Below are 13,292 nucleotides of genomic sequence, written 5' to 3'. Positions count from 1 at the left end.
ATGAAAAAATAAAGAGCAGAACAAAAAAATTATGAATATAATCATAAAAAAATGGAGAAGATTATTGACGATTCAACATTTTTTCATATAGTATAATTAAGAGAAATTCATACATAAATACAGTGAATAGGAAGAGTACGGGATGTTCGTCTTTCAGAGAGAGAAATCAGCTGCTGTGAGATTTCTTAAGAATGTGCACTCGGAATGTCGCCTATGAGTAGCTTTTTTGAACAGCTGCATAGCTCAGTAGAAAAAGCCGGTTAATCAACCGTTATGAAATGAAGTGTATAGGCTTATCAAACGGGATACGTCTATAAAAAAAGGTGGTACCGCGAAATCAACTCCTTTCGTCCTTTTATTAGGAAAGGAGTTTTTTTATGTTTATAAAAGCTTTACACAGTTTCTAAAGACTGAAACTTTATATTATGGAGGTATACATTATGTCTGAAAAAGAAGTGACTCTTCCAACGAAGTATGATCCAAAAGCCGTTGAAGAAAATCGTTATCAGTATTGGTTAGACGGGAAGTTTTTTGAAGCAACAAATGACCCTGAAAAAGAGCCATATACAATTGTAATTCCACCCCCAAACGTAACGGGCAAGCTGCATTTAGGCCACGCTTGGGATACAACGTTACAAGACATCCTAACGCGTATGAAGCGCATGCAAGGCTATGACGTTTTGTGGCTTCCTGGCATGGACCATGCGGGGATTGCAACGCAGGCAAAAGTAGAAGAAAAGCTTCGCAGCGAAGGGAAAAGCCGCTACGATCTAGGCCGCGAAAATTTTGTAGCCGAAACGTGGAAATGGAAAGAAGAATATGCAAGCTTTATTCGCCAGCAGTGGTCGAAGCTAGGACTTGGCTTAGACTATTCACGCGAGCGCTTCACGCTTGATGAAGGCCTTTCTAAAGCAGTGCGCGAAGTATTCGTAACGCTTTACAAAAAAGGGTTAATCTATCGCGGAGAATATATCATTAACTGGGATCCAGCTACGAAAACAGCTCTTTCAGACATCGAGGTTATTTACAAAGATGTACAAGGTGCGTTTTATCATATGCGCTATCCGTTGGCAGATGGTTCTGGACATATCGAAATCGCAACAACTCGTCCTGAAACAATGCTAGGAGATACGGCTGTAGCTGTTCACCCTGAAGATGATCGCTATAAGCACTTAATTGGCAAAAAGGTTGTCCTTCCGATTGTAGGTCGTGAAATTCCAATCGTAGGCGATGATTATGTAGATATGGAATTCGGTTCTGGTGCGGTAAAAATTACGCCTGCTCATGACCCGAACGATTTTGAAATTGGAAACCGTCATAATTTAGAGCGTATTTTAGTGATGAATCAAGATGGTACGATGAATGACAAAGCAGGTAAATATGAAGGAATGGATCGTTTTGCTTGCCGTAAGCAAATTGTTAAAGACCTTCAAGAAGACGGTGTATTGTTCAACATTGAAGACCATATGCATTCAGTAGGTCACAGTGAACGAAGCGGCGCCGTTGTTGAACCTTATTTATCAACTCAGTGGTTTGTAAAAATGCAGCCGTTAGCAGATAAAGCAGTAGATCTTCAAAAACAAGAAGAAAAAGTAAACTTTGTGCCTGATCGTTTTGAAAAGACATACTTACACTGGATGGAAAATATTCGCGACTGGTGTATTTCGCGTCAGCTTTGGTGGGGACACCGTATTCCAGCTTGGTATCATAAAGAAACTGGAGAAGTATACGTAGATCATGAGGCTCCAGCAGATATCGAAAACTGGGAACAAGATTCAGATGTATTAGACACATGGTTCAGTTCAGCGCTATGGCCATTCTCAACAATGGGCTGGCCTGATGTGGATGCAGCTGATTTCAAACGCTACTACCCAACAAACGTGCTTGTAACGGGCTACGATATTATTTTCTTCTGGGTATCTCGTATGATTTTCCAAGGTCTTGAATTTACGGGTAAACGTCCGTTTGACGATGTACTCATTCACGGTCTTGTACGAGATGCTGAAGGTCGTAAAATGAGTAAATCACTTGGTAACGGTGTAGATCCAATGGAAGTAATCGAGAAATACGGTGCGGATTCTCTTCGTTACTTCTTATCTACAGGAAGCTCACCAGGACAAGATTTACGCTTCAGCTTTGAAAAAGTCGAAGCGACGTGGAACTTTGCAAATAAAATTTGGAATGCTTCTCGTTTTGCATTAATGAACATGGACGGCATCACATTTGAAGAGCTTGATTTATCAGGCGAAAAGTCTGTTGCTGATAAATGGATTTTAACGCGCTTAAATGAAACGATTGAGCACGTAACAAAATTAGCTGACAAATATGAATTTGGTGAAGTTGGACGCATTCTCTATAACTTTATTTGGGATGATTTCTGCGATTGGTACATTGAAATGGCTAAACTTCCTCTTTACGGAGAAGATGAAGCAGCTAAAAAGACAACTCGCTCAATTTTAGCTTATGTACTTGATAATACAATGCGACTTTTACATCCATTCATGCCGTTTATTACCGAAGAAATTTGGCAAAGCTTGCCGCATGAAGGCGAATCGATTACAGTAGCTAAATGGCCGGAAGTACGCCCTGAGCTTTCTGATAAAGAAGCTGCTAACGATATGCGTTTACTTGTAGATATTATCCGTGCTGTTCGTAACATTCGTGCTGAAGTGAACACGCCGATGAGCAAACAAGTAAAATTATTTATCAAAGCTAAAGATGAAAATATTCAAAACCAGCTTGAAAAGAACCGTGCGTATGTAGAACGTTTCTGTAATCCAAGTGAGCTTGTGATTTCAACAGATGTTTCATTAGATGAAAAAGCAATGACTGCTGTTGTAACAGGCGCAGAATTAATTTTACCTCTTGAAGGTTTAATTAATATCGAAGAAGAAATCGCCCGTTTAGAAAAAGAATACGACAAGTTAAACAAAGAAGTAGAACGTGTACAAAAGAAATTAAACAACCAAGGCTTTATTGCAAAAGCGCCTGCTAAAGTAGTAGAAGAAGAGCGTGCAAAAGAGCAGGATTATGTTGAAAAACGCGAAGCTGTTCAGTCTCGTATTGCTGAATTACGCGGATAATCAACGGGTTAATGAACCAACAGAAAAAGCGTGGCTTGTATAGCGACGCTTTTTCTCTACATAATAATAGCGATGGAAAAGAAAGGTGAATAAAAGATGATAACGACATATGAAGAAGCGCTTGATTGGATTCATAACAGACTTCGCTTTGGAATCAAGCCGGGGTTAGAACGAATGGAATGGATGCTAGAGCAGCTTGATTTTCCACAGCAAAATCTAAATGCTATTCATGTTGCTGGGACGAATGGTAAAGGTTCTACCGTTTCTTATTTGCGAAACATGTTAGAAGAAGCAGGGTATAAAGTTGGAACGTTTACTTCTCCTTATATCGAAACATTTAATGAGCGGATCAGCGTGAATGGACAGCCTATTTCAAATGAAGCAATGACCGCTCTTGTTCAGGAAATAAAGCCTGTTGTGGAGCGACTAGAACATACAAGCTTAGGATCAGCAACGGAATTTGAAGTGATTACAGTCATGGCTTTTCTTTATTTCGGCTATCATGAGTCAGTTGACTATGCTGTGTTTGAAACAGGTCTTGGAGGACGATATGACTCAACAAACGTTGTGAATCCTATGGTGAGTATTATTACAAACATTGGATTTGATCACATGGCAATACTAGGTGATACGGTAGAAGAAATTGCAGCAGAAAAAGCGGGGATTATTAAAAAAGAAGTCCCTATTATTACTGGTGCAGAGCAAGTAAAGGCGCTCGATGTCATTACTGAAGAAGCAAAGTCAAAGCAGGCTTCGTTATTTGTATTAGGAAAAGATTTTGACATTAAAAACTATGAGCCGTTAGCAAACGGGGAAGGCTTTGCGTTAAACACGCCGTATGGCGTATTTGAAGACTTGAAATTAAATATGCTTGGCTATCATCAAGTGAAAAATGCAGCTTTGGCTGTCATGGCCGTTTTTTATCTAAAAGAAAAGAAAAAGCTTTCTATCTCCAATGAGCAAATGATAAAAGGGATTCAGCATACAAAGTGGAACGGCCGCTTTGAGGTAGTAAATGAGCATCCTTTAACAATTATTGATGGGGCTCATAATGCAGAAGGCATTGATAGCTTGTTATCTACTTTACGCCTTCATTATGAAGATCGAAACATTCATTTAGTTTTCAGCTGCTTAAATGATAAAAGCGCTGATCGAATGGTTCAAGAACTTGAAACAATCGCTGCAAGTATTACATTTACGTCGTTTGACTTTCCTCGTGCTCGCGCAGCTGGGGAGCTTTATGAGATGAGTACTCATCATAATAAGCATATGGACGAGGAGTGGAAAAAAGCAATTGCTTACGTAAAGGAAAAGGCGACAGGTGAACAAGACATAGTCGTAATTACAGGGTCTCTGTATTTTATATCAGAAGTAAGGGCTTTTCTTCTAAAATGAGCAAAAGCAGCAAGTGAAATCTTGCTGCTTTTAACATAATGTGAGGAAAGGATACGGATAATAAGGAAGCACTAAGTTCAAAGTATTGTCACTTTCACCCCCTAGGTAAGTGATATATAATAAACATGTACATCACTAAATAAGGAGATTGTTAACATGAGTAAGAATAATGAAAAAATTGTACCGAAAAGTAATAAAAACTTTACCGGTATTATTCTTACCTTTTCAGTGATAGCGAATGTTATTATTTTACTGCTATTCTTTTCGAATATTGGCTATCAAGGAAAAGTAAGTTTTGATTTGACTATCTTTCCACGGTTAAATGCTATTTTGAATAGTTTTACATTTATTTTTTTAGTTGCAGCGTTGATTTCAATTTTTAGGAAAAATATCAATGCTCATAAAGGTTTTATTTTAGCAGCATTCACTTCCACACTGCTCTTTTTAGTTTCATATTTAACGTTCCACTACATTTCCACAGAAACAGCTACGTTCGGTGGAGAAGGAATCGTTCGTCCCATTTACTTCTTCATTTTGATCACACACAGTTTCCTAGCAGCGATTATTGTTCCGCTGGCACTGTTTGCACTTGTGTGGGGCTGGACAATGCAAGTTGAAAAACATAAAAAAATTGTGCGATGGACAATGCCAATCTGGCTTTATGTAAGTCTTACAGGTGTAATTGTCTACTTATTTATGGCTCCTTACTATTAAAAAACGTCTGCTTTTGCAGACGTTTTTTTATGCTGTTTTTGTTTTTTAATGGTATAATCCTTATTACCTATAAAAAGTGTGTTTTAAGGAAGGGGGCATACAAAATATGACTTTTATGGGTATTATGATTCAGTTTATTAATAAAGGAGCTGTTTGATACTAATCAATAAAGGAGAGATATTGAAATGAATAAACTGCCAACGAGGAATAAAGGAATTTCTCTAATGAACGTGATCATACTGGTTATCATAATAGGTCTTCTAGCAGCTTTTCTCATTCCGTTTATTGGCAACTATTTAAAGGAAAAAGATACATTCCTTCACTCAAAAGAACATCTACAATTAGTAAACAAGATGCCTGATATGGAAGAAATAGTATGAGTTTAATTTATCTCTATGCATTTGTTTCAGGTATCACGTTAGGTTCATTTTATAACGTAGCAGGCCTTAGAATTCCTCAGAAAAAATCTATTTTATCTCCAAGATCTCATTGTCCACACTGTTTATACGTTCTTTCTCCACAACAATTAATTCCCATAGTCTCCTACATTAAAAATGCAGGAAAATGTAGCATGTGTCACAAAAAAATCTCCTTCATCTACCCATTCATAGAATTTTCGACAGGAAGTTTATTTGTATATGCTGTTTTTAGATTGAATATGACGTTAGAACTGATTGTCATATTAACCTTTGTTTCTTTTTTAACAATTATAGTTGTCTCAGATATAGCCTATATGATTGTCCCAAATAAGGTGCTGCTTTTCTTTTTGCCTATCTTTCTTTTTGAGCGTCTTTTCATTCCATTAACTTCGTGGAGTGATTCCTTAATGGGAGGAGGAATCGCATTTTTTCTCCTTTTTCTAATCGCATTTCTCAGCAGAGGAGGGCTTGGAGAAGGAGACATTAAATTGTATGGTCTGATTGGTATTGTGCTTGGAGTAAAGCTTGTTTTGCTATCGCTTTTTTTAGCTATATTAATAGGCGGAACGGTTAGTATAGGAGCATTATTAATGAAAAAGGCAAAGGTAGGTGTACCAATTCCTTTCGTTCCTTTTATTTTTATAGGGACAATCGCTGCTTATTTTCATGGAAACGAATTGATAGATTGGTATGTTAGCAACTATTTTTATTGAGCTTCAAGTCTTCGACAAATTTAAAATTTCTGTAACTAAATAGCGAAAACCTTTTGTAACAAGACGACAAATGTCTTGTTATTTTTTTTTTCTTCTATGATAGCATGGAAAAAAGTGTATGTTTTATGTCGGTTTACCTCAGCTTGCAACCGGTACTAAGACTACGTTAACTAAAGGCGGTGGAGCAGTGGACAAGCAGGAACGAAAGATTTCGATTAAAATCAACGGTCAATCTAAGGAAGAACAAGCGCCAGAAAAAGACGAATTTACGTGGGTTCTTCCGGAACCGTCATCCAAAGATTCTCATGTGGAAGAAAATAAAGTGGTGTTTATTGAAGATGTAAGAAATGAAAAAAAGAAAAAGCCGCGATTACATCCTAAAAATGTTTCGATTAAAACGGTAAACGGCGGTGTGATCAAACGAACAGCTGTGATTGTACTGCTAGCAGTCGGAATAGGCAGCGGCATCGGTATGGTCGGTGTGAAAATGATGACAGGAAGCGAACAGCCTGTAAGCAAAGCACAAACAAGTGAGCAAACGAAAGAAGAAAAAGCTGCTCAAACAGCGTCTACCACTGAAAGTGCTGGAAAAGCTGAAAAGAAAAGCGAACAGGAATCGAAGGGGACGTCAGCTGCTGCTTCTACTTTAGAACCCTTTTCCTTTTACATTGTACAAGCAGGTGCCTTTTCATCAAAAACTGCTGCGAACAAAGCAATGGATAAATGGAAAGAAGAGAACCAAGCAGGCGAGATCTTTTCACCTAAAACCTATTCTCTTGTCGTTGGTGCTGCCACTGGAGAAGAAAAAGCGAAGGCGCTTAGTAAAACGTATAAACAACAAGGTAAAGATGTATATGTAAAGTCTTATGAAATTAAGCCCACTAGCCAATTAGGGAAAAAAGATCAAACGGTTATAACAACAGTGCAGCCGTTTATGGCTAATCTTTTAGATCAATCTGTTAAAGCGATTGAAGGAGAGCGGGTAGCGGATATCAAATCTCTGAAAAAAGAGCTGACAAAAGTTCAGAAAGAAGCGTCAAATGAAGACATTAAAACCATGGTGAGCACCCTTCAAAAAGCTGCTTCTTCTCTTTCTTCATATGAAGACAATAAAAGCAGTAAAGATGCTTGGCTTGCTCAGCGATATGTGTTAAAAGCTCTTCAGCAGTATGAAAGCCTTGTAACGTCTTAACAAGTGAGGTAGTGTAATGCTGCCTCACTTGTTTATTGTCATTTGGAGATGAAATTGCTAAAATAACGGTGTGTCCTTCTTTTTTAAATCAAAATGCAAAGGTGAGATGTATGAAACAAACATTAATTTTAGCCTCAGGCTCTCCTCGTCGAAAAGAATTACTTCAGCAGCTTCACATTCCCTTTACCGTTCACGTTAGTACAATCGAAGAAATCGTCAATCCATCATACACTCCGTCCGAGGTAGTAATGGATTTAGCTAGGCAAAAAGCAGTGGACGTCGCTTCGCATCATAAAGAGGATATTGTCCTAGGTGCCGATACAGTTGTCGTATATGGCAATCGTATTTTAGGAAAGCCAAAAACGAAACAAGAAGCGATTGAAACACTTACGATGCTGTCAGGTCAAAAACACCAGGTATTAACTGGAGTAGCGTTCGTATCAAATGCAAAAGTTCATACGTTCTATGAACAAACAGATGTAGAGTTTTGGCCGATTGAACAAGATGAAATCGTACAGTACGTAGAGTCAGGAGAGCCTATGGATAAGGCTGGTTCTTATGGAATTCAAGGTCTCGGTGCTGCGCTAGTTAAAAAAATTGAAGGAGACTATTTCTCCGTGGTGGGCTTGCCGCTCTCTCGAACAATACGTGAGCTAAAACAATACGGTTTCGTCTACTAAAAAGGAGTGACGAAATTGGATCAATCATTGTTAATTAAAGATTTTCCTCAAGATGAAAGACCTCGAGAGCGCCTTGTGTCAATGGGTGCTTCTAGTCTTTCTAACCACGAGCTTATTGCTATTTTACTGCGCACTGGAACCAAAGATGAATCTGTTCTTCAGCTGTCCAACCGCATATTAACGCATTTTGAAGGTCTTCAACTGTTGCAGCATGCATCGCTTGATGAAATGATGAATATTAAAGGTATCGGACCTGCAAAAGCGATTCAAATTATAGCGGCTATTGAAATAGGTAAGAGGATTGTACAGCGGAAATCTAGTCAGCGATATACCATTCATGGCCCTGAAGACGGAGCTAATTATGTGATGGAAGAAATGCGCGTGCTGTCTCAAGAGCATTTCGTCTGTTTATACCTCAACACGAAAAATCAAGTTCTCCATAAGCAAACCATTTTTATCGGAAGCCTCAATTCATCTATTGTCCATCCAAGAGAAGTATTTAAAGAAGCCTTTCGTCGTTCAGCTGCATCCCTTATTTGTATTCACAATCATCCCTCTGGCGACCCTACTCCCAGCAGAGAAGATATAGAGGTAACGAAGCGCTTAAAAGAGTGCGGATTTATCATAGGAATTGAATTGTTAGATCATTTAATTATCGGAGATCGAAAATATATTAGTTTAAAAGAAAAAGGATACATGTAAGGCTATGCTTTTTAAAATCCTTGGGTTATAATAGTAGTCATGATTTTAAATGACAAGTTCTTTACAATCATTCGTTATTAATAGACAAAGTATGACTTTTTATCATACAATATTTGGCGTTGACATCTATGAAAAAAGTATAGAAAATAAAAAATGTTACTTATGAAATGAAGAAATTGAATTATGGAATTTTTACCTTTGCATTTTGGTAAGAGAAAGGAAGAGACACATGTTTGGAATCGGTACTAGAGACCTTGGAATAGATTTGGGTACTGCAAATACGCTCGTTTATGTAAAAGGAAAAGGAATTGTTGTGCGTGAGCCGTCTGTTGTGGCTTTGCAAACTGATACAAAACAAATCGTTGCGGTAGGTAACGATGCAAAAAATATGATTGGTCGTACACCTGGGAACGTAGTAGCCCTTCGTCCAATGAAAGATGGAGTTATTGCAGATTACGAAACAACTGCGACGATGATGAAATATTACATCAATCAAGCTCAAAAAACAAAAAGTTTGTTTGCGGGTAAGCCGTATGTAATGGTTTGTGTGCCTTCTGGCATTACAGCTGTTGAGAAACGTGCCGTTATTGATGCGACTCGTCAGGCTGGCGCGCGTGATGCGTATACAATTGAAGAACCGTTTGCTGCAGCAATCGGCGCCAATCTACCGGTTTGGGAGCCAACGGGAAGTATGGTAGTAGATATTGGCGGAGGAACAACAGAAGTTGCGATTATTTCTTTAGGAGGAATCGTAACATGTCAGTCAATCCGTATCGCTGGGGACGAGATGGATGAAGCGATTATTCAATATATTCGCAAGAATTACAATTTAATGATCGGTGAGCGTACGTCAGAAGCATTAAAAGTAGAAGTCGGTTCTGCCGGAATTCCAGAAGGTATTGAAAACATGGAAATTCGCGGACGTGACTTACTAACAGGTCTACCGAAAACAATCGAAATTTCAGCAGAAGAAATTGCAGAAGCTCTAAAAGATACAGTGGCTTCTATTGTAGATTCAGTAAAAAGTACATTAGAAAAAACACCACCTGAACTTGCGGCAGATATTATGGATCGCGGTATTGTATTAACAGGCGGTGGCGCATTGCTACGTAATTTAGATAAAGTTATTAGTGAAGAAACAAATATGCCAGTTGTCATCGCAGAAGATCCGCTTGACTGTGTTGCAATTGGAACTGGTAAAGCGTTAGAACACATTGATTTATTTAAAAATCGTACAAGCGATTCATATCGCTAAATATTAAGAGGTGTAGATCGTGCCACAATTTTTCTTAAATAAACGTTTAGTTATTTTATTGGTCAGTATTATTGTATTAGTGGCATTGATTGGTTTTTCGTTAAATGGTCGTAAAAATGTAACGTGGCCTGAACAGTTTGTCAAAGATACGGTTGGTCTTGTTCAGGCTACCTTTAATGAACCCGCACAATTTGTAGCGGGTTTCTTTCAGAATGTAGGTGACTTAAAGCGTACATACGAAGAAAACGAGGTATTAAAAGCTCGTTTAGACGAACGCATGCAATTAGAAACGAAAGCCAACGCTTTGCAGCAAGAAAATAAAAAATTAAGAGCACAGCTCGACAAAAAAACGGATTTAAGTCAATACAACCCAATCGAAGCAACAGTTATTGCTCGTAATCCAGACCGTTGGCATGAGGTAATTGCCATTGATAAAGGGACGGTTCATAATGTGCAGGAAAATATGGCTGTTATGACTCCTGAAGGGCTGATTGGTAAAGTGAAGCATGCATCTAAGTTCACATCTACTGTGCAGTTAATTAGTTCATCAGATCGTACAAACCGTGTATCTGCTAAAATTCAGGCTAAAAAAGAAGTGTTTGGTTTAATTGAAGGCTATGATGATAAAGAACAGGCGCTTGTTATGCGTCGTATTCCATTTGATGCGGATATTAAAGAAAAGCAAAAAGTAGTAACGTCTGGTCTAGGACAAGAAGACGGCATTTTCCCTAGCAATCTTCCAATTGGCGTTATCACAAAAATTGAGCCTGATGAATATGGATTAACGAAAAAAGCTTATATCAAACCTGCTGCTGACTTGTATGACTTAGATAACGTAGTTGTAGCTAAAAGAAGTGCGCCCGCTGCTGAAGACGATTTAGGGGCGGAGGAGGCTAACTGATGAAGCGGTTTGTCCTTCCTATTCTCGTGCTTGTCGTTTTTATGTTTGAAAGTATCTTTGTTAATTTTGTCGCCATGGCATCACCATGGCGAGACTGGATTCTATCGCCTCATTTTGTTGTAGTGGTACTGGCTTTTATGTCAGTGTATTATCACCCAAAGCAAGCGATGCTATATGGGGTAATCCTTGGATTCATGTACGATATTGCCTTTACGGATGTCTTAGGAGTATACGCGCTTGGATTGCCGGCCGTATGCTATATCGTATCAAAACTAATGAAGATTTTTCAGCAAAATACGCTTATCGTAATCTGCATGTCGCTATTAGCTGTAGCCATTATTGAGTTTTATGTATATGGAATTAATAGCATTATTAATATATCTGATATGACCATTGGTCGCTTCTTGCAAGAGCGATTTTACGCAACCATCATTTTAAATGCCATATTTGCACTTATTTTTGCATTTCCGCTTCAAAGATGTTTTCAATATTTCGCTAAATTTATCGATGAACGCTGATCGGAACATATATTACGCTTCTCGTTCATGATAGGATAAAAATGCTGATTGAAGAAACGAAAAAAAGGAATTGAGTAAGTCTCTGTCGAAATTATATATTCGTTGAGGTGAGCGTCTTGAATAAACAAAAGCAACAAAATGTGACAATTAAAGGAACAAAAGATGGATTAACGTTGCATCTCAATGATACATGTTCATTTGCAGAGCTTTTGACGGAACTTAAGACGAAGCTTTTGACAAATAAGCATGGCGATGCCGATCAGATCGTCACAGTGTATGTCAAAATCGGAAATCGTTATTTAACTACAGAGCAGGAAACCGAATTGAAGGCGCTCATAGAAGAAAATCAGTATTTAGTAGTTAAACAAATTGATAGTAACGTTATTTTAAAGCAAGATGCAGTCCGAGTAAGAGAAGAAAGTGAATTAGTATCTGTTACAAAGGTAGTTCGTTCAGGACAGGTTCTCCATGTAGAAGGCGATTTGCTTCTAGTCGGAGACGTAAATCCCGGAGGAACCGTTGTAGCTGGAGGAAATTTATTTGTATTAGGTGCTTTAAAAGGGATTGCTCATGCAGGATATCGCGGCAATAAAAACGCCGTTATTGCTGCATCGTTAATGAAACCTTCACAGCTGCGCATTGCTGATATCATTACCCGATCAGAAGAAGAGCGCAGTGAGAAGGAAGAGAATATAATGGAATGTGCATACTTAGATGATAATGATCAAATGGTGATAGATCGCGTGCAAACTTTACCGCATCTAAGACCGAATTTGACCAGGGTAGAAAGGAGAATTTGACAGTGGGAGAGGCTATTGTTGTTACGTCTGGTAAAGGTGGAGTTGGAAAAACAACGACATCAGCCAATTTAGGTACTGCTCTAGCATTAGCTGGAAAGCGCGTGTGTCTAGTAGACACTGATATCGGCTTACGCAACTTGGATGTTGTAATGGGGCTTGAAAATCGTATTATTTATGATCTTGTAGACGTGGTAGAAGGTCGATGCCAACCGCAAAAAGCCTTGATTAAGGACAAGCGTTTTGAATGTTTGTACTTACTTCCTGCTGCTCAAACGAGTGACAAAACAGCTGTTCAACCAGAACAAATGAGAGAGTTAGTTCTTCAGTTAAAGCAAGACTATGACTATGTGGTTATTGATTGCCCAGCTGGTATTGAACAAGGCTATAAGAATGCCGTAGCTGGCGCTGATAAGGCACTCGTTGTGACAACACCGGAAGTTTCAGCTGTTCGTGATGCTGACCGTATTATTGGATTATTGGAGCAAGAGGATATCGAGTCTCCAAAACTGGTTATTAACCGAATCCGTAGTCATATGATGAAAAATGGAGACATGCTGGACGTGGAAGAAATTTCTCAGCTTCTGGCTGTTGATTTAATTGGAATCGTTGCTGACGATGAAAATGTTATTCGTGCTTCTAACAACGGTGAACCAATTGTCATGGACCCATCAAGCAAAGCATCAATTGCATATCGTAATATTGCAAGACGTATTCTAGGTGAAACGGTTCCTCTTCAATCGTTAGATGAAGAAGATAAGGGAATGTTTGCACGTATTAAACGATTCTTTGGTGTTCGTTCTTAAAAAGCTTCCGATAGAGGAAGCTTTTTTTATTTGTGTGATTTTGTAGAGTCAAGCTGTCATAAGCTCCACGGACAAGTCATATAGTTGATTATACGATAAGAACAAGGAGAATGATGA

At 38.5% G+C, this 13,292-nt stretch carries 13 protein-coding genes, 1 pseudogene and 1 other annotated feature; all 14 genes and pseudogenes read left to right on the top strand.

Annotated features, from left to right (window positions below):
- The first annotated feature begins 113 nt into the window (after positions 1 to 113).
- Positions 114 to 358 (top strand) — a binding site (T-box leader).
- 82 nt (positions 359 to 440) lie between these two features.
- The 14 genes and pseudogenes from MMB68_RS04655 (at position 441) to minD (ending at position 13,175) form a co-directional block, all read left to right on the top strand.
- Positions 441 to 3,083, top strand: coding sequence for a valine--tRNA ligase (locus MMB68_RS04655; protein WP_097824638.1), 2,643 nt, complete (start codon positions 441 to 443; stop codon positions 3,081 to 3,083).
- 96 nt (positions 3,084 to 3,179) lie between these two features.
- Positions 3,180 to 4,478 (top strand): bifunctional folylpolyglutamate synthase/dihydrofolate synthase, encoded by a 1,299-nt coding sequence (locus MMB68_RS04650; protein ID WP_264408594.1) that lies wholly within the window; start codon positions 3,180 to 3,182, stop codon positions 4,476 to 4,478.
- A 156-nt stretch (positions 4,479 to 4,634) separates the two neighbouring features.
- Positions 4,635 to 5,192, top strand: coding sequence for a DUF420 domain-containing protein (locus tag MMB68_RS04645; protein ID WP_013059351.1), 558 nt, complete (start codon positions 4,635 to 4,637; stop codon positions 5,190 to 5,192).
- A gap of 185 nt (positions 5,193 to 5,377) precedes the next feature.
- Positions 5,378 to 5,572 (top strand): hypothetical protein, encoded by a 195-nt coding sequence (locus MMB68_RS04640; protein ID WP_221784634.1) that lies wholly within the window; start codon positions 5,378 to 5,380, stop codon positions 5,570 to 5,572.
- Positions 5,569 to 5,784 (top strand): annotated as a pseudogene (locus MMB68_RS04635) (prepilin peptidase); the annotation flags it as partial. The gene MMB68_RS04640 and the pseudogene MMB68_RS04635, both read left to right, overlap by 4 nt.
- 66 nt (positions 5,785 to 5,850) lie before the next feature.
- Positions 5,851 to 6,324, top strand: a complete 474-nt coding sequence (locus tag MMB68_RS04630) for a prepilin peptidase (protein WP_260506774.1) — start codon at positions 5,851 to 5,853, stop codon at positions 6,322 to 6,324.
- A 118-nt stretch (positions 6,325 to 6,442) separates the two neighbouring features.
- Positions 6,443 to 7,516, top strand: coding sequence for an SPOR domain-containing protein (locus MMB68_RS04625; protein ID WP_269871093.1), 1,074 nt, complete (start codon positions 6,443 to 6,445; stop codon positions 7,514 to 7,516).
- A 110-nt stretch (positions 7,517 to 7,626) separates the two neighbouring features.
- Positions 7,627 to 8,196 carry a Maf family protein gene (locus tag MMB68_RS04620; RefSeq protein ID WP_013059347.1) on the top strand — a complete coding sequence of 190 codons (570 nt, stop codon included), beginning with the start codon at positions 7,627 to 7,629 and terminating at the stop codon, positions 8,194 to 8,196.
- Between the two features lie 15 nt (positions 8,197 to 8,211).
- Positions 8,212 to 8,898 carry a RadC family protein gene (gene radC / locus MMB68_RS04615; RefSeq protein WP_013059346.1) on the top strand — a complete coding sequence of 229 codons (687 nt, stop codon included), beginning with the start codon at positions 8,212 to 8,214 and terminating at the stop codon, positions 8,896 to 8,898.
- A gap of 229 nt (positions 8,899 to 9,127) precedes the next feature.
- Entirely contained in the window at positions 9,128 to 10,153 is a 1,026-nt protein-coding gene (locus tag MMB68_RS04610) for a rod shape-determining protein (RefSeq protein ID WP_013059345.1), read from the top strand.
- Positions 10,154 to 10,172: 19 nt separating this feature from the next.
- Positions 10,173 to 11,054, top strand: coding sequence for a rod shape-determining protein MreC (gene mreC, locus MMB68_RS04605; RefSeq protein ID WP_013059344.1), 882 nt, complete (start codon positions 10,173 to 10,175; stop codon positions 11,052 to 11,054).
- Positions 11,054 to 11,572, top strand: a complete 519-nt coding sequence (mreD, locus tag MMB68_RS04600; RefSeq protein WP_013059343.1) for a rod shape-determining protein MreD — start codon at positions 11,054 to 11,056, stop codon at positions 11,570 to 11,572. Before mreC ends, mreD begins: the two co-directional genes overlap by 1 nt.
- 116 nt (positions 11,573 to 11,688) lie before the next feature.
- Positions 11,689 to 12,372: a septum site-determining protein MinC gene (gene minC / locus MMB68_RS04595; protein WP_013059342.1), complete on the top strand. Its 684-nt coding sequence runs from the start codon at positions 11,689 to 11,691 to the stop codon at positions 12,370 to 12,372.
- Positions 12,373 to 12,374: 2 nt separating this feature from the next.
- Positions 12,375 to 13,175 carry a septum site-determining protein MinD gene (minD, locus tag MMB68_RS04590; protein WP_013059341.1) on the top strand — a complete coding sequence of 267 codons (801 nt, stop codon included), beginning with the start codon at positions 12,375 to 12,377 and terminating at the stop codon, positions 13,173 to 13,175.
- Positions 13,176 to 13,292: the final 117 nt, after the last annotated feature.

Origin of the sequence: Priestia sp. Y58 (genome assembly GCF_029522095.1) — a bacterium.
In the GTDB taxonomy this organism is placed as follows: domain Bacteria; phylum Bacillota; class Bacilli; order Bacillales; family Bacillaceae_H; genus Priestia; species Priestia megaterium_E.
The sequence above is the reverse complement of the archived record's forward strand: the minus strand, read 5'-3'. Positions and strand labels throughout refer to the sequence as shown.